Here is a 20,472-nt window from a genome sequence, read left to right on the forward strand (position 1 = left end):
AGGTAAAAGTGCAGCAGATAGCCCGCTCTGTCGCCCTCGCATTTAATAATTTGCCGCGCCCCCACCGCGTAATGCTGGGATCGTTAACTGTAGTCACTCTGGCCGTCGCTGTCTGGCGGCCTTACGTTTATCATCCCACCGATGATGTTACGCCCATCGTTAAAAACATTGAGCTGGATAAGAACACCTTCCGCACGCTGTTACCTGAAGCCAGTGAGCCGATCGATCAGAGCACACCGGAACCGGACGAAGAGCTGCCTGCGGACGATGTCGACACCGACGTGCCGGATACGGCAGGGGTTCACGACTACACCGTGTCATCCGGCGATACCCTGAGCAGCGCCCTGAATCAGTATGGCATCGACATCAGCGACATTAATGCGCTGGTGATGAGCGATCGCGATCTGCGTAATCTGCAGGTCGGTCAGCAGCTGAGCTGGACGCTGGATGACGATGGCGGCCTGAAAACCCTGAGCTGGGAAATTTCCCGCCGCGAGACCCGCACCTATGAGCGCACCCCAGCCGGTGGCTTTAAGATGGATGCGGAGATGCAGAAGGGCGAATGGCGCAACAGCGTGATGCAGGGCGAAGTGCGTGGCAGTTTTGCCGCCAGCGCCATGCGTGCAGGATTAAGCGGGGCAGAAGCCAGCGCCGTGATCAAGGCGATGCAGTGGCAGATGGATTTCCGTAAGCTGCGTGCGGGTGACCAGTTCAGCGTTCTGATGTCACGTGAAATGCTGGATGGTAAGAGTGCCCAGAGTCAGTTGCTGGGTGTGCGCCTGCGTAGCGGTGGAAAAGACTATTACGCTTTCCGCGCTGAAGATGGCAAGTTCTACGATCGCAGCGGCTCTGGTCTGGCCCGCGGCTTTATGCGCTTCCCGACGGTTAAGCAGTATCGCGTCTCGTCGAACTTTAATCCGCGTCGTCTTAATCCGGTCACTGGCCGTATCGCGCCACATAAAGGCGTCGACTTTGCGCTGCCAATCGGAACGCCGGTGCTGGCGGTGGGTGATGGTGAGATCGTCGTGGCGAAGAACGGCGGTGCCGCCGGTAACTATGTCGCTATCCGTCATGGCCGTCAGTATATGACGCGCTATATGCACATGAAGAAAGTGCTGGTGAAGCCAGGTCAGAAAGTGAAGCGTGGCGACCGTATCGGACTGTCCGGCAACACCGGACGCTCTACCGGGCCGCATCTGCATTTCGAAATCTGGATCAATAATCAGGCGGTCAACCCGTTAACGGCGAAGCTGCCGCGCATGGAAGGCCTGACCGGCAAAGATCGCAGCGATTACATGGCGCAGGTGAAATCCTGGCTGCCTCAGCTGGGTCTGAAGTAAGCGAATTTCGTCAAATCGCGCAAAAACCGACGGTTTCCCGTCGGTTTTTTGCTATCTGGCGCAGGATGATTGCAAATTTTCAGGTCGTCACTATCATAAGCCGGTCATTGCTTGAGGCGAGTGCATGGAAACCCGTAAAAAAAATAACACTGAATTTATTCCCGTTTTTGAACGTTCTTTTCTCAAACCTAAGTACTGGGGCAGCTGGCTGGCAATTGGTGCGCTGGCGGGTCTGGCTTATTTACCGCCGAAAGTGCGCGATCCGCTGCTGGGCCGTTTAGGGCGTTTCGCCGGTAAGCTGGCAAAAGGTGCACGTCGCCGTGCGCTGATTAACCTCTATTATTGCCTGCCTGAACTCAGCGAAGAGCAGCGTGCCACGCTGGTCGATGAGATGTTTGCGACTGCACCGCAGGCGATGGCAATGATGACCGAGCTGGTGCTGCGCGATCCTGCACGCATCCGGCAGCGCGTTGAGTGGCATGGTCGTGAAATCATCGACCAGATGAAAGCTGAGCAGCAGAATGTGATTTTCCTGGTGCCACACGGCTGGGCGGTGGATATTCCTGCCATGCTGCTGGCGTCAGAAGGCCAGAAGATGGCGGCCATGTTCCACAATCAGAGCGACCCGCTGCTGGACTATGCCTGGAATACGGCCCGTCGTCGTTATGGCGGCCGGATGCATGCCCGCAACGACGGGATTAAGCCGTTTATCAGTTCAGTACGTCAGGGTTACTGGGGATATTATCTGCCCGATCAGGATCACGGTGCCGAGCACAGCGAGTTCGTCGATTTCTTTGCTACCTACAAGGCGACGCTGCCTGCCGTAGGCCGACTGATGAAAGTGTGTCGCGCCCGCGTGGTGCCGCTGTTCCCGGTTTATAACAGCGAAACGCACAAGCTTGAGATTTATGTGCGTCCGCCGATGGACGATCTGCTGGAGGCAGATGATCACCAGCTGGCTCGCCGGATGAATGAAGAGGTGGAAGTGTTTGTTCGCCCACATCCCGAGCAGTACACGTGGATCCTTAAGCTGCTGAAGACCCGCAAAGAGGGTGATATCGAACCCTATTCGCGCAAAGAGCTTTATCCACGCAAATAGAAAAAGGCCGCTTTCGCGGCCTTTTTTGATCCTGAAGTTTACGCGCTGAAAACTCTGAAACGGAGCAGGCTTTGCTACGGGCGTATGCTCCCATCGCTTTGACCAGGGTAGCCGTCTGAGAAAAGCGACTGCGCCGCTTTTTACAACGCTTCCAGCCTGCTGCGACGTTTACGCTCGCGCATAAACAGGATCACCAGACCAAACCACAGCACGCCGCTGATAAAGTTAATCAGACAGAACCACAGCGTGCCGCCACTGAAGTAGCCGCTTTTCGCCAGTTCAATTCCCACCGCCAGCGTCAGAATACTGATCATCCCCAGCATCGCCGCTACGCTGCCTTTGCCTTCATTGCTGGCGTAGAGCGTCAGGCGATAGAGTCCGGCATTCACCATGCCAGCACCAAAGGCGTAAAGGCTCAGGCCTGCAGTAATCAGCAGATAACTGTGACCGTTGAGCAGGCTTGCTACCAGCGCCAGGCTCAGGCCAATCAGAATCGGCCAGGCGGCAAACTTTACCGGCTGTTCAATCGGCACGCGTCCGGCCAGTTTACTCAGCGTCAGGTTACCGGCGATCATCGCCAGAAACACGGGTAGCTGCAGCAGCGCGTACTGCATGCGTGACAGACCTTCGTCATGCATCAGGATCACCGGTGAAAGGGCAACCCAGGTGAGGATCGGGATGAACACCAGCCCGATAGCAAAGGAGCCATACATCACCAGCCGATCTTTCATCAGTCGGCCATAGTTGCGCGCCAGATTGGGCAGGGCAATGGAGTGGCTGCGGTCGCCTGCGGTTTCGGGCATCACGCGCCATAGCACCACAAAAGCGAGCAGGCTGCAGGCGGCGAACAGCCAGAACATGCTGCGCCAGCTGCCCACGGTAAGCCAGGCGGCTCCGGCCAGTGGCCCTGCCAGCGGAGCCAGCAGCGCTACGTTGGCCATCAGCGCCATCATGCGCACCGCCAGCGCCTCATCAAAGGCTTCCTGAATCGCGGCATAGCCGACCGCGCCAATAAAGCAGAGGCTGATGCCCTGAATAAAGCGCAGGCTGACAAATTCTTCTATCGAGCTGACCCAGTGCGTCAGCATACAGGCGACAGCAAAGAACAGGATGCCGAACAGCATCACCGGTCGCCGGCCAAACTTATCGGAGAGCGGGCCCAGCAGCCATTGCAGCACCACACCACCAATGAGGTAGGCGGTCAGCGAGGTGGAAACCCATTCAGGGCCGACGGAGAACTCATTAGTGACAATCAGCATGCCAGGCTGGATCATGTCGTGAGCAATATAGGTAGCAAACTCGAACAGCACTAACGCCAGAGGAAAGAGTAAAATTCGGCCGGTAAGCTGGCTGATGGGCTGGAAACGGGGCATCTTGCCTCCTTGTCAGAAAAGAAAACGCGACTGCCAGGCAGTCGCGTCGTTGATTCTACACCGACAATGTAAACCCGGGCGCAATTAATCCACGCGCAGGACACGGGTAGTGTTGGTGGTGCCGGTGGCGCCCATCACATCACCCTGCGTCACGATGACCAGATCGCCGGAGACCAGGAAGCCTTTGTCACGCAGCAGGTTAACCGCATCGTGTGCGGCTGCCACACCGTCGTTGTTACTGTCGAAGAACACAGGTGTAACACCGCGATAGAGCGCGGTGAGGTTCAGGGTGCGTTCATGACGTGACATTGCGAAGATCGGCAGGCCCGAGGTGATACGTGAGGTCATCAGCGGGGTACGGCCCGACTCGGTCATGGTGATGATCGCCGTAACACCCTGCAGGTGGTTCGCCGCATACATAGAAGACATGGCGATCGCTTCTTCGACGTTGTCGAACTGCACGTCCAGACGGTGCTTGGAGACGTTGACGCTTGGAATCTTCTCCGCGCCCAGACAAACCTTCGCCATCGCCGAGACGGTTTCAGCCGGATACTGACCCGCAGCGGTTTCCGCAGAGAGCATGACGGCATCGGTACCATCCAGCACGGCGTTCGCTACGTCCATGACTTCTGCGCGGGTTGGCATCGGGTTAGTGATCATCGACTCCATCATCTGGGTCGCGGTAATGATGGTGCGGTTCAGCTGGCGGGCACGGCGAATTAACGCTTTCTGAATGCCGACCAGTTCCGGATCGCCAATCTCAACGCCCAGGTCACCACGCGCCACCATTACCACGTCAGAAGCCAGAATGATGTCATCCATCGCTTCCTGGCTGGCTACGGCTTCGGCACGTTCCACTTTAGCGACCAGTTTGGCGTCACAACCCGCTTCACGCGCCAGGCGACGCGCCAGGTTCATATCTTCGCCACAGCGTGGGAAAGAGACGGCCAGATAATCGACGCGGATTTTGGCAGCGGTGATGATGTCCGCTTTATCTTTTTCGGTCAGCGCTTCAGCCGACAGGCCGCCACCCAGCTTGTTAATGCCTTTGTTGTTCGACAGCGGGCCACCGACAGTAACTTCGGTGAACACTTTCATGTCCTGAACTTCCAGCACTTTCAGCTGCACGCGGCCATCATCCAGCAGCAGGATATCGCCTGGCACCACATCTGCAGGCAGGCCTTTGTAGTCGATACCGACGCGCTCTTTATCACCTTCGCCTTTACCCAGGTTGGCATCCAGCAGGAAGCGATCGCCGATATTCAGGAAAACTTTGCCTTCTTTGAAGGTCGAAACACGAATTTTTGGTCCCTGGAGGTCGCCCAGGATAGCCACATGGCGACCCAGTTTTGCGGCAATCTCGCGCACTTTATCGGCACGTAACTGATGATCTTCTGGCGTGCCGTGAGAGAAGTTGAGTCGTACAACGTTCGCGCCGGCAGCGATGATTTTTTCTAAGTTATTATCACGATCGGTGGCCGGGCCGAGGGTTGTAACGATTTTGGTTCTTCTGAGACGTCTTGACATCGAGGACTCCGTTAACTGATTAGCGTGTCATGGACTGTGGACACGGCATGGTTATCTATTCTATATGATCGATGGGTTGTGATACGACTCACATTGTAAATGTGATGTTAATTTTTTTGCTGATCATCCTCTTCCCGAATGGTGTTCTTTTCGTAACGCGACGCTTTCAACGCCTCTTTCACACGTTTCAGGTTTTCCCGGAAGGGCGCACCCCGTTCCAGGGTAAAACCGGTCGCCAGCACATCGATCACGGTCAACTGCGCCAGGCGCGACACCATCGGCAAATAGACATCCGTATCTTCCGGTACATCAAGCACTAAAGCTATCGCGGCTTCATGGGCAAGGGGTGAATCGGGAGAAGTGATGGCAATAACGGTGGAACCGTTTACACGGGCCAGGCGAGCCAGTTCTACCATATTTTTTGTACGCCCAGTATGCGAAATGAGAACAAAAACGTCACCGGCTCGACTATTTATGCAACTCATGCGCTGGATCACAATATCGTCTGACCAGATGACCGGCAGATTAAAGCGCAGAAATTTGGTGAAAGCGTCATGCGCTACCACAGCGGACGCACCCAGCCCGAAAAAGGCGAGTTTGTCGGCCTGCGCGAGCAGGGTCACCGCCTGTTGCAGCTGTGAACTGTCCAGTTGATCGCGAACCCGCTGCAGCCCGGCCAGCGCCGAGTCGAAGATTTTGTGGCTGTAGTTCTCTACCGTGTCGTCGTCTTCAACGCCCCGGCTGACCCAGCTGCTGCCTTTTACCAGGCTCTGCGCCAGTTGCAGTTTAAAGTCGGGGAAGCCCCGCGCGCCCAGTCGGTGACAGAAGCGGTTCACGGTAGGTTCACTGACGCCGGCAATGCCAGCCAGGGTCGCGATGCTGGAGTGCATCGCCGCCTGCGGTTCAGCCAGAATCTGCCGGGCGACTTTCTGTTCCGCTTTGCTCAGCGCAGCGAACTGCGCCTCAATTTTTTCCAGCATATTCATAAGCTGATGACCATAATCACTTTTATCAATTTCAATTATCACTGTCGCAGGAGTCGATTAACAGAGACTATATCGCGCCAGCACCTGGCAAGCGCAACGGCTGACAAGTCGATAACCGTTTTTTTTGGGATACTTTGACCAGTGCCAGATTTTTCTGACACCAACAGAAACAGAAAAAACCGGCAATCCGCACGCGTCATCACACGCGCTTAGCACATCCGGTACAGAGTTAATGCGGTTGACCCGGCGAGTCGGTTTACCTGGCGCAGGGAAAAAAGTACATTGTGCTGAAAGAAAATAATAACCTGGACCCGGTGGCAGAGGATGCATCACCACCGGACTATCCTGCAACGAGGAGAGGAAAATGGCGGTAACACAAATAGCCCAGGCATGCGATCTGGTGATTTTCGGTGCCAAAGGCGATCTTGCACGCCGTAAACTGTTGCCTTCACTGTACCAGTTAGAGAAAGCGGGTCAGATCCACGAGGAAACCCGTATTATTGGTGTCGGCCGTGCTGAGTGGGATAAAGCGGAATACACCAAAGTGGTACGTGAAGCGCTGGAAACCTTCATGAAGGAGAAGATTGACGAAGCGCTGTGGGACAAACTCAGCAACCGTCTCGACTTCTGCAACCTCGATGTGAATGACACCACGCACTTCCCGAAACTGGGCAAGATGCTGGACCAGAAAAACCGCACCACCATCAACTATTTTGCGATGCCACCGAGCACCTTTGGCGCAATCTGTCAGGGCCTGGGCACCGCGAAGCTGAATGCCAAACCGGCGCGCGTCGTGATGGAGAAGCCGCTGGGCACCTCACTGGAAACCTCGCAGGAGATCAACGACAGCGTTGGCGAATACTTTGAAGAGAGCCAGGTGTTCCGTATTGACCACTATCTCGGCAAAGAGACCGTGCTTAACCTGCTGGCGCTGCGCTTCGCTAACTCCATCTTCGTGAATAACTGGGATAACCGCACCATCGACCACGTGCAGATCACCGTGGCCGAAGAAGTGGGTATCGAAGGCCGCTGGGGTTATTTCGATAAAGCGGGCCAGATGCGCGACATGATCCAGAACCACCTGTTGCAGATTCTGACCATGATCGCCATGTCGCCGCCGTCCGATCTCAGCGCCGACAGCATCCGTGACGAAAAAGTTAAAGTGCTGCGCTCGCTGCGTCGCATCGATCAGACCAACGTGCGTGAAAAAACCGTGCGCGGTCAGTACACCTCTGGCTTTGTGCAGGGGAAAAAAGTGCCAGGCTACCTGGAAGAAGAGGGTGCTAACAAGTCGAGCGCCACCGAGACCTTCGTCGCGATTCGTGTCGATATCGACAACTGGCGCTGGGCAGGCGTGCCGTTCTATCTGCGTACCGGTAAGCGTTTACCGACCAAGTGCTCTGAAGTCGTGGTCTACTTCAAAAATCCTGAGATGAACCTGTTTAAAGATTCTTACTCAGAGCTGCCGCAGAACAAGCTGACGATTCGTCTGCAGCCGGACGAAGGTGTGGATATCGAGATCCTGAACAAAGTGCCAGGTCTGGATCACAAGCACAAACTGCAGACCACTAAGCTGGATCTGAGCTACTCCGAGACGTTTAACCAGTCGCACCTGGCGGATGCTTACGAGCGTCTGCTGCTGGAGAGCATGCGCGGCATCCAGGCGCTGTTCGTACGTCGTGATGAAGTGGAAGCCGCGTGGACCTATGTGGATTCCATTATCGACGCATGGGCTGCAGATGGCGACTCTTCTAAGCCATATCAGGCAGGTACCTGGGGCCCGGTGGCCTCGGTGGCGATGATCACCCGCGATGGCCGCTCGTGGAATGAGTTTGAATAACTGAAGTGATGATGAAGCCCGCAACGCGGGCTTTTTTTTCGCCCTTAAACCGGTCCAGTCGGAATGCGTAAAAATGAACTGCCGTTTCAAAAATGGTCGAAGGATGATAGACGCTCAGGAAGCGGATCATGTATGGTAGTGACGCAATTTAAAGGGCAGGAGCCGAAGCTCCATGACCGGGTCGCAATCCCGGTGTTATCAAGAAAGGGGAACTGATGAAAAACTGGAAAACGAGTGCTGAACAGATTCTGACCACCGGACCTGTCGTGCCGGTCATCGTGGTGAATAAACTGGAACACGCCGTACCGATGGCGAAAGCGCTGGTGGCAGGCGGTGTCAGAGTGCTGGAAGTGACGCTGCGTACGCCGGTGGCGATGGATGCACTGCGTGCGATGATCAAAGAAGTGCCGGATGCGATCGTCGGTGCGGGCACAGTGATTAATCCGCAGCAGTTACAGGAAGTGACCGATGCCGGTGCGCAGTTTGTTATCAGCCCTGGCGTCACCGAATCACTGCTGAAAGCAGCGGTTGAAGGGCCGGTTCCGTTGATTCCGGGTATCAGCACCGTTTCTGAGTTAATGACGGGTATGGACTACGGTCTGCGCGAGTTTAAGTTTTTCCCGGCAGAAGCGAATGGCGGTGTTAAAGCGCTGCAGGCGATTGGCGGACCTTTCCCGCAGGTGCGTTTCTGCCCGACCGGCGGCATCTCTCCGGCTAACTACCGTGACTATCTGGCGCTGAAAAGCGTGCTGTGCATCGGCGGCTCCTGGCTGGTGCCTGACGACGCGCTGCAAGCGGGCGACTGGGATCGCATCACCCGCCTGGCACGCGAAGCTGTCGAAGGCGCGAAGTAAGTGATGGCGGTGAGCCTCTGCTCACCGCACACCTTTACCCCTTAACCGTGACCGCGGCAGCACTGGCAACTGCACGAGCAATCGCCTGAGTGGTGGTGTCACCGCTGGCGAGCGCCACACCTAAACGACGCTGCCCGCTGATCTCCGGCTTGCCGAACAGCCGCAGTTGCAGACCGGCACCCAGCGCCGCTTCGACATTCACAAACTGCACGTTCTGGCTGGTCAGCTGCGGCAGAATAACGGCAGACGCCGATGGCCCATACTGACGAATCCCACCAATCGGCAGACCCAGGAACGCCCGCACGTGCAGCGCAAACTCTGACAGATCCTGCGAAATCAGCGTCACCATACCGGTGTCGTGTGGACGCGGTGACACTTCGCTGAATACCACCTCATCACCACAGACAAACAGCTCAACGCCAAACAGGCCATAGCCACCCAGCGCCTTAACGACCTGCGCAGCAACATCCTGTGCCCGCTGCAGCGCCAGGTCACTCATCTGCTGCGGCTGCCAGGATTCACGGTAATCGCCATCTTCCTGACGGTGACCGATTGGCGCACAGAAATGAATGCCATCGACGGCGCTGATGGTGAGGAGGGTAATCTCAAAATCGAAGTTGACGACCCCTTCAACGATGACGCGACCGGCACCCGCACGGCCACCCTGTTGGGCATAGTCCCAGGCTTTATCGAGCTGGCTGGCATCGCGGATAAAGCTCTGACCTTTACCGGATGAGCTCATCACCGGCTTCACAATGCAGGGGAAACCGATCTCTGCGGCGGCTTCATCGAAGCGTGCCTTGCTGTCGGCAAAGCGATAGCTGGAGGTAGGAAGCGACAGCTCTTCAGCCGCCAGGCGACGAATGCCTTCGCGGTTCATCGTCAGCTTTGCGGCACGGGCGGTCGGAACCACGCGCTGGCCCTGCTGCTCCAGCTCAACCAGCGTATCCGTGGCGATGGCTTCGATTTCCGGTACCACAAAATCAGGCTTCTCTTCGGCTATCAGCGCAGCCAGCGCCGCGCCATCCAGCATGTTAATGACATGGCTGCGATGGGCCACGTGCATCGCCGGCGCATCGGGGTAACGATCAACCGCGATCACTTCCACACCCAGACGCTGACACTCCAGCGCCACCTCTTTACCCAGTTCACCTGAACCTAATAGCATCACGCGCGTCGCCGCCGGACGCAGCGCTGTTCCGAGAGTCGTCATACATTCCCCTAAGCAGTCAAAATTCGCGCGCAAGTATAAACGAAAACGATTGCGTTCTCATCTTTCTCCCGCTGACACCACTTTTTGCCGTACTTTTCCCGCTCTGACGTTTCCTGACATCCTTTTGGTCAGGATAGCGGCTGACATCCTGAAAGGAGTGAATGATGAATAACTGGTTACAACAGATTCAGTCGGTGCTGGCGAAGAAGAGCGGTGAGGGCAAATCGGGCGGCAGCTTAAGTGACATGCTGGCACCCGGTGCGCTCGGTGGTCTGGCCGCGATGCTGATTTCCAGTAAGTCGTCGCGCAAACTGCTGACCAGATATGGCGGAAAAGCCCTGATTGTGGGCGGTGGCGCGGCCGCAGGCGCAGTGTTGTGGAATAAATATAAACAGCGGGTCAGCGAAGCGCATCAGAATGAACCTGACTTTGGCGTGGCGCAGACGCCCGTTGATCTGCGCGCAGAACGTCTGGTGACGGCGCTGGTGTTTGCCGCCAAAAGCGACGGACACATCGACGATCAGGAACGGGCAGCCATTGAGCAGAACATTCATCAGTCCGGTTACGGCCAGGATGCGGAACAGCTGATTCAGAAAGCGATGAACCGCCCGCTGGATCCGCAGTGGCTCGCCGCCGATGTGAAAAACGAGGAAGAGGCGCTGGAGCTTTACTTCCTCAGCTGTGCCGCCATTGACGTTGATCACTTTATGGAGCGCAGTTATCTCTCCGCGCTGGGCGACGCGCTGAAAATCCCTCAGGATGTGCGCGACGACATTCAGCAGGATCTTGACGCTGAAAAAGCCCGTCTGCCCGCAAGTTAATCCCCCCGATTTTCCGCTGACGGGTCACAGGAGGTGATTCGCCAGCGGCAGCTTCTCTCGTCAAATCTGGCTTCCGGCTGCTGAAGTGTTACGCTTACAGATCATTGCGTTCACGGAGACGGATGGATGAAAGCACCCATCGCAAAAAAAATACCCCATGAGATGACGCTGCACGGTGAGACGCGCGTTGACGACTATTACTGGCTGCGCGACGACAAACGCGAAAACAGCGAGGTTCTTGATTACCTGCGTGCCGAAAATAATTACGGCAAAAAAATCATGTCGTCACAGCAGCCGCTGCAGGACCGGGTATTAAAAGAGATTATCGATCGGCTGCCGCCTGAGGATCACTCAGTGCCCTATGTGAAAAATGGCTACCGCTATCAGAGTCGCTACCAGACCGGTAATGAATATCCGGCTTATTACCGCCAGCCGGCAGCGAGTGAGGAGTCCGGTGAATGGAGCCTGCTGCTGGATGCCAATCAGCGCGCCTCGCACAGCGATTTCTATACCATGGGCGCGCTGCATATCAGCCCCGATAACCGGGTCATGGCGCTGGCCGAAGATTTCCTGTCGCGGCGGCAATATGGCATCCGGTTCCGCAACCTGGAGAGCGGCAGCTGGTATCCCGAAGTGCTGAGTAATGCCTCATCCAGTTTCGCCTGGGGCAACGATTCGCGCACCGTTTACTATGTGCGCAAACACCCGCAAACGCTGCTCTCTTATCAGGTCTGGCGACACGAGCTGGGCTCGCCACAGTCCGATGATCAACTGGTTTATGAAGAGCGGGATGACACCTATCATCTCAGCGTCCACAAGACCACCTCCAAACAGTTCATCATGATTGCGCTCTACAGTACCAATACCAGCGAAATTCAGCTGATCGATGCGAACTTCCCCGATGCGCAGCCGCATGTCTTTCTGCCGCGCCGTCGCGATCATGAATACAGCATCGACCATTACGATCATCAGTTTTTCATTCGCTCCAACCGGGATGGCAAAAACTTCGGGCTGTATCGCAGCCGTTATCTGGATGAGTCACGCTGGGAAACGCTGATCCCGGCACGGGAACAGGTGGTGATGGAAGATTTTCAGCTGTTCCGCGACTGGCTGGTGGTGGAAGAGCGTCAGCGCGGCTTGACCAGCCTGCGCCAGATTAACTGGGCCAGCGGCGAGACCAGCGGCATCGCCTTTGACGATCCGACCTATGTGACCTGGCTGGCTTACAACCCGACGCCGCGTACCAGCAAACTGCGCTACGGCTATTCATCGATGACCACACCGACCACGCTGTTTGAACTGGATATGGATACCGGCGAACGCCACATCCTGAAGCAGAGCCAGGTTAAAGGCTTTAACGCGGAGGATTACAAAAGCGAACATCACTGGATCAAAGTCAGCGATGGCACCGAAGTGCCGGTTTCGCTGGTTTATCACCGTAAACATTATCAGCCCGGTCATAATCCGATGCTGGTCTATGGCTACGGCGCCTACGGCAGCAGCATGGATGCCGATTTCAGCGTCAGCCGCCTGAGCCTGCTGGATCGCGGCTTTGTCTATGCGCTGATACAGGTGCGCGGCGGCGGTGAACTGGGACAGCAATGGTATGACGGCGGTCGTCTGCTCAACAAAATGAACAGCTTTACCGACTTTATCGATGTCACAAATGCCCTGGTGGCGCGCGGCATCGGCCACCCGGAACGGCTTTATGCGATGGGCGGCAGCGCGGGCGGCCTGCTGATGGGCGGGGTGATCAATATGGCACCGCAGCGTTTCCACGGCGTGGTGGCTCAGGTGCCGTTTGTCGATGTGGTCACCACGATGCTGGATGAGTCGATCCCGCTGACAACCGGCGAGTATGACGAGTGGGGCAATCCCAGCGATCCGGAATACTACCGCTACATCCGCCAGTACAGCCCCTATGACAACATTGAGGCAAAGGACTATCCCCACCTGCTGGTCACCACCGGCCTGCACGATTCACAGGTGCAGTACTGGGAACCGGCCAAGTGGGTGGCGAAGCTGAGATCGATGAAAACCGACAATAACCTGTTGTTGCTCTGTACCGATATGGATGCCGGTCACGGCGGCAAGTCTGGGCGCTACAAAGCTTATGAAGGGATTGCGATGGAGTACACCTTCCTGCTGGGACTGGCGCAGGGCACCTTACCGCCTACTCAGGATTACTGAGACTCCGACAGATATTTATTCAGCGCCTGCCGCAATGGCGGGCGCAGGTCGCTGACATTATTCAGTACCCACTTCAGGTAGCCCGGATCCTTCCTCGCAATCACCGCAATCGCCTGGCCGCGATATTTGCCGAACGGCAAAATGTCGTCGCGCTGGGCTGCCGGTTGTGAACGCACAATCATCTCGGAAGCGCTCCAGCCGGAGGTCTCCATAATCCGGATCAGCAGTGCGGCCGTGACATAGCAGTCATAGAGCGCGCGGTGCGCATGCAGGTCAGCGGGTGGCGTCACATCCAGCTTCAGCGAATGACGCAGTGCCTGGTTGCCATATTTAATGCCCGGCCAGAGCTGACGCGCCAGCTGCATGGTGCAGATCCATTCACCGTACATCTCCGGCAGCATCCGGCGATCGAAGCTGGCGTTGTGCGCTACGTAAAAGGCACTGCCGTAATAGCGCGGGATCGCCTCTTCAATGGTCGGTTTTCCGGCGACCATCGCTTCTGTGATGCGATGCACCGCCATCGCCTGACGGCTGATAGGGCGGTCGGGCAGGGTGAGATCGCTCATCGGATTCACAATCTGGCCGTTGATCACATCCACGGACGCAACTTCAACTACGCCGCCCTGCAGTCCGCAGGTTTCGGTATCGATCACGCGAAACATCATTGCTTCATCTTCGGTTCATAAGGAAGGCGCGACAGGCTGAGTGACGCCTGGCGGTATTGCATCAGACGCTGACGGAACCAGTCACGCAGCGCTTCGGGCTGCTCCTGCGCCACCATCTCCGCAACGACCGGCATGTTATAGCGCTCTTTAAACGCCACGCCAGCTGCCGCCAAATCGACATTGATCTTGTCTTTCTCTTCCTGGGACAGCACGGCAAGGTTATGGCTCATAATATTCTCCTGACGATAGCCGGCAAAAGTAATGTTTTCGGCGGTCTGAATCAAGGATAAGGATCGCACCGCGGGCCTCGACAGTGCAAATACAGCAGCGTATCCTTTTGCCACGTTTATCGCCCTGGCGGCGGTTAAAAGGATGATATTATGCAGAAAAAACCCATTTCCCGCATGGTTATCGCGATAGCGGCAGCCGGACTGATGGCGTTCAGCTCGCTGGCGGCGGCGCACGCTCATCTCCAGTCTTCCCTCCCGGCGGCCAAAGCGCAGGTCACGGCATCCCCCGACGCGCTGACGCTGAACTTCAGTGAAGATATTGAAGCGGCGTTCAGCGGCGTCACGCTGCTTGACGATGCACAGAAGCCGGTCGCGACCGCCAAAGCCCGCGTTGAATCGGGTCAGAAAAACCGGCTGATTGTCGGCCTGCCTCAGCCGCTGAAGGCGGGCAGTTATCAGGTCAACTGGCATGTGCTGTCGGTGGACGGACATAAAACCGCAGGAAGCTATCGCTTTAGCGTGAAGTAACCCGGTGAATACCCTCTGGATCCTGCTGCGCGGAGTGCATTTCGCCGCCGTGATGTTGCTGACCGGCAGCGCCTGTTACAGCGCGCTGCTTGCACCTAAACGCTATCGCCCCCTGCTGGCGCAACGGTTAAACCCGCTGGTGAAGGGGAGTGCGTGGCTGGCGCTGCTGAGTGCGCTGGCGATGCTGGCCTGCCAGAACGTGTTGATGAGTGGCGACAGCACTAACCTGACCGATAGCGACATCTGGCTGGCGGTGCTGGGAACGCACTTCGGTGCGGTGTGGCAGTGGGAAATGCTTTTTAGTGTTGTGGCCGTTGTCGCGCTATTACTGACCGGAAAGCTGCGTCAGCAGGTGTTACTGCTGGCAGGCGTGCTGCAACTGGCCTGCATGGCTCTGATTGGTCATGCCGCGATGCGCGATGGGTTGCCCGGTCTGCTTCAGCAGATCAACCAGGCAATGCATCTGATTGCGGCAGCGTTCTGGGTAGGTGGATTGTTGCCCTTGCTGCTGTTGATGCGTGAGGCGCGCCAGATCGATCGCCGCAGCGACGCTATCCGCACCATGATGCGGTTTTCGCGCTATGGTCATCTTGCGGTCGCGTTAACACTGCTGAGCGGCGTGATAAACAGCGTGATGATCGCAGGCTGGCCACTCATGTGGCACGATTCACGCTACAGTGTGTTGTTGCTCTGCAAAGTACTGCTGGTTGCCCTGATGGTGCTGGTGGCGCTGATCAATCGATACTGGCTGGTGCCGCGCTTTCGCCTGCCGGGCAGCGGGACGCAGCAAAAATTTATTCGCATGACGCAGCTTGAACTGCTGCTGGCGTGTGGAGTGGTTGGGCTGGTGAGCGTATTTGCCACGCTGTCACCAGCCTGAATGTGGTTTAAGAGAGAAAAGGGTAGTTATGTTGCTGAAGAAAGTGATCCCCGCAATCCTGTTGTTATCCGTATGCGGCCAGGCGCTGGCGGCACAAATCATTACCGTCAGCCGCTTTGAGATCGGTAAAGAGAAGTGGCCGTTTAACCGTGAAGAAGTGATGCTCACCTGCGAGAAAGATGGCGCGATGTTTGCCATCAACCCAAGCACGCTGATGACATACCCGCTGAACGACATCGCCGATACGCTGTTTAAAAACAAGCAGGTGAAAGCGCAGCCGATCAGCGTGATTCAGGCCGAAGACAAAGCGCATCCGGGCCAGATGATGAGCCTGCAGCCGATTGTCGAGCGCACCCAGGCGCTGTGCGGTAAATAAACCTCTCGGGTGCAGCCTCGCGCTGCGCCCAATCACGGATTTTTGCCGTTGCGATCACAAACTGATCCGGTTTATGGCCCTGATCCCCGCGTTTGCTGGCATTTCCACCGCGCTGTTCTAACCTTAAGTTGCAAGGCGACACCGCCTTCATAAATGCCAACTTTTAGCGCACGGCTCCTTGAGAGCCATTTCCCTGGACCGAATATAGGAATCGTATTCGGTCTTTTTTTGTTTTTATGATTATAAATTTTTTTTGTGATTGTTACGAAATACCCTGAATTCATAATATTCAATCCATACCATCATATATTCCTGACCGCTCATTTCGCGCGCTTCAGCAAATACTCCCATTCATGCATTACATTGGATCAGGTCTTCATGAAAGGGATACCGTTACTGATTTCGATAACGCGGGCACAGTGACGATAATCATTCATCCGGTACCCATTGAGTGAAGGTGTGCTCAGAAACACAGTTCATACAGAAGGGGATGCAGGTATTTTCAGGTCTCTAGCGGACGGACGGGCAGCTATCGAAGAATGATTGTTTTATCATCCTGTGGCACTATAAAGCAGCCATTATCATGAACGAGGGATCGAGAATGATTTCAGGAACAGCAGCACAACAGGAACCCGGACGTTACTACACATTTGAGTCAAGATTGCCTCAGGGCGTTTTTTTTGAGATTCGCCCCAGCCATTTAACAGGAAATGCAAAGCCCATAACAGATGAAACCAGCGGTATGTGTATCGGTTATTCGGTCGCACAGGCTCCAGGTTTGTGGCAGATTTATGATGTTCAGGGGCATTTTGTCAGGCTGGAAGAAGCGCCACTTGAAACACCGCTAATTGATCCAACTGACATTGCATTATTAGCGTTGGGGGTTTTTCGTATTCTTCGTACCGGACGGGTACTATTTGAAGCTGGATCACGTGCAGCAATTTCCGTAAAAATTAGTAAGAGTACAGTATCTCTTTTACGTGGGCGGCTGAAATTCGGGCTACATGCGCGCAATCTTAAAATGACGGAAACAGCCGCAGGCCATATGTACGACCCCGCTCGATATGTTCCTTTACAAATTCAGGAAAGGGCTATTCGTTATGGAAAGAGAATGCCAGATCCGCGGGAAGGTAAGGGGATGTTTCGATACGAAGCAGACATTTATAAATTGCGTTTCGATAAGCAGCTTCGGGAGTATGTCCATCAGAAATATAAATTTGAGGTGATTGTCAGAGAATCGGACTGGACAATATCTCATTTTAAATATTTTCATTAACAAACAGGAACATTTTTTATGTTTGATATCAGGAATGAGGAATTTACTTTCGCAATTGCACCATTTGAACGCGTAACAGATGATGAAGCCGATCCTGTTAACCATCACTGGGATTGGATACAGTCCTGGATTGAATTCTCGGTAAGTGGTCTGAAAGTGGCGTTTAAGACGGAGTTCACTGTCGGAGAGTTGAAGATGTTGAAAAAAGAATTTTCAGCTTTTCATCAGGCGATAATTGAGCGGAAAAAGCTAAAGTCGTTTAAATATCATAGTGATATTCGTCAGCTTGATATGATACTGACAAATGAAAATACTATTGATAGCGTAACTATTGATTTTATTCTCCGACCGGAACCCCATGCCGACAGTGTTCAGGTGAAAGGTAGTTTTGGTCTTAATGAAAGCTATTTTCCCGACATTTTGAAGCGACTTGATGAAATGATTGAATGGCAGAATTAAGCCGCTGGTTGTTTATCATTTTGTATGAATCCGCCCGGCGGCGACTTATGCAGACTGACTTTTTTGGCCATTCAAAATATGAAGATCCTGTAAGGCTCACAGGCTGAACACTTTGCACTTATTTTATCTTCTGAACGGAGGTTCATTTAGACATTTATCCTAACACCCTGTCAGGAGGATGCTGTGGTTAATAAAGAGGGGAAAGTCGAAGTTGCATTTTATGGGAATGGCTAAAATGAAAAAATTCATACTGTGGCTGATAAAATCTTTTTCTGATTGTGTGTTTTTAGCAATCATGGTGTCAGGGTTATATTTATTTGCACGGTTTATTACTGAGCATGCAGCGGTTCCTTGCTTAGTATGGATAATTGCTGTTTCGTATGCATATGTGAAATTTTATTCAAGAGGTTAGTTGAACAAGTGTTTCGACAAATGTACTGTCATGACTCCTCTCAGAACCATCACAATGACTCCTCTCAGAACCCTCACAATGATTCCAGCTGGAGTCAGCACGCCGGACCTGCTGCGCGAGCAAACAACACCATCCCCCACCTCCACCCCCAAAAACCGACCCCACTCGCAAAAGCCGCAACAACCCGCCCAGACCCGCACCCAAAGCTAACCTGTCATCTTGTCATCACTCCGGTTTGGCTTATTCTGGACCTTCAATCAGAAGGAGTAACGTTTATGAAAGCGGCAATTGCTAACAGTGAACACAAGGTTGAAGTGGTAGAGAAGACGCTGCGTCCTCTCAAAACCGGTGAAGCCCGGCTCAGGATGGAATGCTGTGGTGTATGCCATACCGATTTGCACGTGAAAAACGGTGATTTCGGCGATAAGACGGGCGTAACGCTGGGTCACGAAGGGATCGGTATCGTTGAGGAAGTCGCGCCGGATGTGACCTCGCTCAAGCCTGGCGATCGGGCCAGCGTCGCCTGGTTCTTTAAGGGCTGCGGTCACTGCGAATATTGTAACTCCGGTAACGAAACGCTCTGCAGAACGGTCATCAATGCCGGTTTTACCGCCGATGGCGGCATGGCTGAAGAGTGCATCGTGGTTGCAGACTACTCGGTTAAAGTCCCTGATGGACTCGATCCATTCGCCGCCAGTAGCGTGACCTGCGCCGGTGTCACCACCTACAAAGCGGTAAAAGTGTCAGAGGTCAAACCTGGTCAATGGCTGGCGATTTACGGTCTTGGCGGGCTGGGAAATCTCGCCCTGCAATACGCAAAAAATGTCTTTAACGCCAAAGTGATTGCCGTTGATGTGAGTGATGGGCAACTGGCACTGGCGAAAGAGATGGGGGCCGATCTGGTGGTTAACTCGGCCAGCGAAGATGCGGCCCGCATTATTCAGGAGAAAACCGGCGGAGCACATGCAGCAGTGGTGACGGCGGTGGCCAAAGCGGCCTTTAACTCCGCAGTGGATGCAGTAAGAGCAGGAGGGCGCGTCGTGGCCGTTGGACTGCCGCCGGAAGCGATGAGCCTGAATATCCCGCGTCTGGTGCTTGATGGTATCCAGGTGGTGGGATCGCTGGTCGGAACACGAAACGATCTGGCGGAAGCGTTCCAGTTTGCGGCAGAAGGGAAGGTGGTGCCGAAGGTGACCAAAAGGAAGATTGGTGAGGTCAATGACATCTTCGATGAAATGATTCAGGGCAAAATCCGTGGCAGGATGGTGATCGACTTTACCGGTCAGCCAGCGAAGTAAAATACAGAGAATTGCGTCAATGCCCGCCGCGTGCGGGCTTTTTTATGCCTGTAATTTCCATCAGAGCACTTCAGAGCACAATCCCTCTGACTATTAATAAACCCGGCTTTATGTTTCATAATGTGATTTTCACTTGCACTTTACCGGTAACATTATAGTTTATGGGTGAAAACTGATTACACACATACGAAGGAGGGTTATTTATGGCGAAGCATCACTTACTGAAATCCATTGAAATCGCAGCAATTGTGCTATTTGTCCTGATACTGGCGTATCTGGCTATTACGGGTCTGATGTCATCAACGGGCATGGATCACGCCTGGCCTTATCCCACTAAGTAACTGAGTGCTGCACCAGGGAAACCACAAAAAACATAAATAAAAATGACCCTTATACAGGGTATAAAAAACCCCGCGATTGCGAGGTTAATCAGAAGTTACACCAGACTCACTGACAGCAGCGTCAGCTCTTCAGTCTCCAGCGACAGGCTTTTTTTCGTTTCAAACATATAGGCTTCCAGCGCCTCCTCAACATCGTCGCCCTCGATAAAGGCGTGCGTGGTGACATGATTTTCACCTTTTGGCTTAATCACGTACGAAACAAACCATTTCTTCTTTTGCATGATGCTTATCCTCTTCTTTAAGGGTGATGCCGCAAAGCGGCAACAGTGCGCTTGTCCCCGGCGGACATTCAGCGGCAGTGTGTATTCTGGCCGACCAGGGCTACTCCAGCGGGGCAGGATGCAGCAGATCAATCACGTCATCGATTTCATTGCTGGCCGCGTGGCGATCAAGGGCTACCGCGTAGTAGCGTCCCTTGCAGTAGTGCTTTGTCACCGCCACCCGATGGCCGATATCGCTGTCAGCTTCACCACCGGTCAGGGTTTGCAGGTGCGGCGGGATAACCAGCTCACTTTCGAGTTGTTCTGATTCAATAATCACCGCGCCACCATCGGTGGATAGCAGCAGATGCTGAATGCTCATGTTCTCTCCTCTGAGTCAGATTGCTAACCGGAAAAGTGTAGTCCACCTCAGCAGGCGTGCTGGCGGCGGCACTTAATCATTGCCCGTGCAGGGCTGCTAACAGCATCAGAGCCAATAAAAAA

21 protein-coding genes are annotated in these 20,472 nt (G+C 54.5%); 13 read left to right on the forward strand and 8 right to left on the reverse strand.

From position 1 onward, the window contains the following. The first annotated feature begins 8 nt into the window (after nucleotides 1–8). Both mepM and lpxM read left to right on the forward strand, forming a co-directional pair. Nucleotides 9–1,340 (forward strand): murein DD-endopeptidase MepM, encoded by a 1,332-nt coding sequence (mepM, locus tag PU624_RS11870; protein WP_283547776.1) that lies wholly within the window; start codon nucleotides 9–11, stop codon nucleotides 1,338–1,340. 124 nt (nucleotides 1,341–1,464) lie between these two features. Beyond that, nucleotides 1,465–2,439: a lauroyl-Kdo(2)-lipid IV(A) myristoyltransferase gene (gene lpxM, locus PU624_RS11875; protein WP_283547777.1), complete on the forward strand. Its 975-nt coding sequence runs from the start codon at nucleotides 1,465–1,467 to the stop codon at nucleotides 2,437–2,439. Between the two features lie 140 nt (nucleotides 2,440–2,579). Here the strand turns inward: lpxM and PU624_RS11880 are convergent, their stop codons facing one another. The 3 genes from PU624_RS11880 to PU624_RS11890 all read right to left on the reverse strand — a co-directional run bounded on the left by PU624_RS11880 (nucleotide 2,580) and on the right by PU624_RS11890 (nucleotide 6,325). After that, entirely contained in the window at nucleotides 2,580–3,812 is a 1,233-nt protein-coding gene (locus PU624_RS11880) for an MFS transporter (protein ID WP_283547778.1), read from the reverse strand. An 84-nt stretch (nucleotides 3,813–3,896) separates the two neighbouring features. Next, entirely contained in the window at nucleotides 3,897–5,339 is a 1,443-nt protein-coding gene (gene pyk / locus PU624_RS11885; protein ID WP_010258665.1) for a pyruvate kinase, read from the reverse strand. 107 nt (nucleotides 5,340–5,446) lie between these two features. Next, on the reverse strand, nucleotides 5,447–6,325 hold the full coding sequence (locus PU624_RS11890; protein ID WP_283547779.1) for a MurR/RpiR family transcriptional regulator: 879 nt from the start codon (nucleotides 6,323–6,325) through the stop codon (nucleotides 5,447–5,449). Nucleotides 6,326–6,689: 364 nt separating this feature from the next. Between PU624_RS11890 and zwf the strand changes: the two genes are divergently transcribed. Together zwf and PU624_RS11900 are read left to right on the forward strand one after the other, a co-directional pair. Further along, nucleotides 6,690–8,165, forward strand: coding sequence for a glucose-6-phosphate dehydrogenase (zwf, locus tag PU624_RS11895; protein ID WP_090960230.1), 1,476 nt, complete (start codon nucleotides 6,690–6,692; stop codon nucleotides 8,163–8,165). Between the two features lie 215 nt (nucleotides 8,166–8,380). Next, complete coding sequence (locus PU624_RS11900) at nucleotides 8,381–9,019, forward strand: bifunctional 4-hydroxy-2-oxoglutarate aldolase/2-dehydro-3-deoxy-phosphogluconate aldolase (protein ID WP_283547780.1); 639 nt, start codon at nucleotides 8,381–8,383, stop codon at nucleotides 9,017–9,019. Nucleotides 9,020–9,053: 34 nt separating this feature from the next. On the opposite strand, the gene purT is transcribed toward PU624_RS11900, so the two are convergent. Further along, on the reverse strand, nucleotides 9,054–10,232 hold the full coding sequence (purT, locus tag PU624_RS11905; protein WP_283547781.1) for a formate-dependent phosphoribosylglycinamide formyltransferase: 1,179 nt from the start codon (nucleotides 10,230–10,232) through the stop codon (nucleotides 9,054–9,056). Between the two features lie 164 nt (nucleotides 10,233–10,396). On the opposite strand from purT, the gene PU624_RS11910 reads away from it, so the two are divergent. Together PU624_RS11910 and PU624_RS11915 are read left to right on the forward strand one after the other, a co-directional pair. After that, entirely contained in the window at nucleotides 10,397–11,053 is a 657-nt protein-coding gene (locus PU624_RS11910; protein ID WP_283547974.1) for a tellurite resistance TerB family protein, read from the forward strand. A 126-nt stretch (nucleotides 11,054–11,179) separates the two neighbouring features. Next, nucleotides 11,180–13,243, forward strand: coding sequence for a prolyl oligopeptidase family serine peptidase (locus PU624_RS11915; protein ID WP_283547782.1), 2,064 nt, complete (start codon nucleotides 11,180–11,182; stop codon nucleotides 13,241–13,243). On the opposite strand, the gene exoX is transcribed toward PU624_RS11915, so the two are convergent. Both exoX and PU624_RS11925 read right to left on the reverse strand, forming a co-directional pair. Next, a complete protein-coding gene (gene exoX / locus PU624_RS11920) occupies nucleotides 13,237–13,908 on the reverse strand; it encodes an exodeoxyribonuclease X (protein WP_283547783.1) in 672 nt (223 codons plus the stop codon). The genes PU624_RS11915 and exoX overlap by 7 nt on opposite strands. Further along, nucleotides 13,905–14,138 carry a DNA polymerase III subunit theta gene (locus tag PU624_RS11925; RefSeq protein WP_033733020.1) on the reverse strand — a complete coding sequence of 78 codons (234 nt, stop codon included), beginning with the start codon at nucleotides 14,136–14,138 and terminating at the stop codon, nucleotides 13,905–13,907. The genes exoX and PU624_RS11925 overlap by 4 nt, the downstream gene beginning before the upstream one ends. Before the next feature lie 150 nt (nucleotides 14,139–14,288). On the opposite strand from PU624_RS11925, the gene copC reads away from it, so the two are divergent. The 7 genes from copC to PU624_RS11960 all read left to right on the forward strand — a co-directional run bounded on the left by copC (nucleotide 14,289) and on the right by PU624_RS11960 (nucleotide 19,708). Beyond that, on the forward strand, nucleotides 14,289–14,666 hold the full coding sequence (copC, locus tag PU624_RS11930; protein WP_283547784.1) for a copper homeostasis periplasmic binding protein CopC: 378 nt from the start codon (nucleotides 14,289–14,291) through the stop codon (nucleotides 14,664–14,666). Between the two features lie 4 nt (nucleotides 14,667–14,670). Continuing rightward, nucleotides 14,671–15,546: a copper homeostasis membrane protein CopD gene (gene copD, locus PU624_RS11935; RefSeq protein WP_283547785.1), complete on the forward strand. Its 876-nt coding sequence runs from the start codon at nucleotides 14,671–14,673 to the stop codon at nucleotides 15,544–15,546. A 28-nt stretch (nucleotides 15,547–15,574) separates the two neighbouring features. Continuing rightward, the gene (locus PU624_RS11940; protein ID WP_010670792.1) at nucleotides 15,575–15,922 is read left to right on the forward strand and encodes a YebY family protein; all 348 of its coding nucleotides are present in this window, start codon (nucleotides 15,575–15,577) and stop codon (nucleotides 15,920–15,922) included. A gap of 601 nt (nucleotides 15,923–16,523) precedes the next feature. After that, entirely contained in the window at nucleotides 16,524–17,198 is a 675-nt protein-coding gene (locus PU624_RS11945; protein ID WP_283547786.1) for a hypothetical protein, read from the forward strand. An 18-nt stretch (nucleotides 17,199–17,216) separates the two neighbouring features. After that, entirely contained in the window at nucleotides 17,217–17,657 is a 441-nt protein-coding gene (locus tag PU624_RS11950) for a WapI family immunity protein (RefSeq protein WP_283547787.1), read from the forward strand. Between the two features lie 687 nt (nucleotides 17,658–18,344). Beyond that, on the forward strand, nucleotides 18,345–19,367 hold the full coding sequence (gene adhP, locus PU624_RS11955) for an alcohol dehydrogenase AdhP (RefSeq protein WP_283547788.1): 1,023 nt from the start codon (nucleotides 18,345–18,347) through the stop codon (nucleotides 19,365–19,367). A 203-nt stretch (nucleotides 19,368–19,570) separates the two neighbouring features. Next, nucleotides 19,571–19,708: a hypothetical protein gene (locus PU624_RS11960; protein ID WP_283547789.1), complete on the forward strand. Its 138-nt coding sequence runs from the start codon at nucleotides 19,571–19,573 to the stop codon at nucleotides 19,706–19,708. 95 nt (nucleotides 19,709–19,803) lie between these two features. On the opposite strand, the gene PU624_RS11965 is transcribed toward PU624_RS11960, so the two are convergent. Beyond that, nucleotides 19,804–19,989, reverse strand: a complete 186-nt coding sequence (locus tag PU624_RS11965) for a hypothetical protein (RefSeq protein WP_283547790.1) — start codon at nucleotides 19,987–19,989, stop codon at nucleotides 19,804–19,806. A gap of 100 nt (nucleotides 19,990–20,089) precedes the next feature. Then, nucleotides 20,090–20,350 (reverse strand): hypothetical protein, encoded by a 261-nt coding sequence (locus tag PU624_RS11970; RefSeq protein ID WP_283547791.1) that lies wholly within the window; start codon nucleotides 20,348–20,350, stop codon nucleotides 20,090–20,092. Nucleotides 20,351–20,472 lie beyond the last annotated feature (122 nt).

The sequence above is a fragment of the Pantoea sp. Lij88 genome (assembly GCF_030062155.1).
Taxonomy (GTDB): domain Bacteria; phylum Pseudomonadota; class Gammaproteobacteria; order Enterobacterales; family Enterobacteriaceae; genus Pantoea.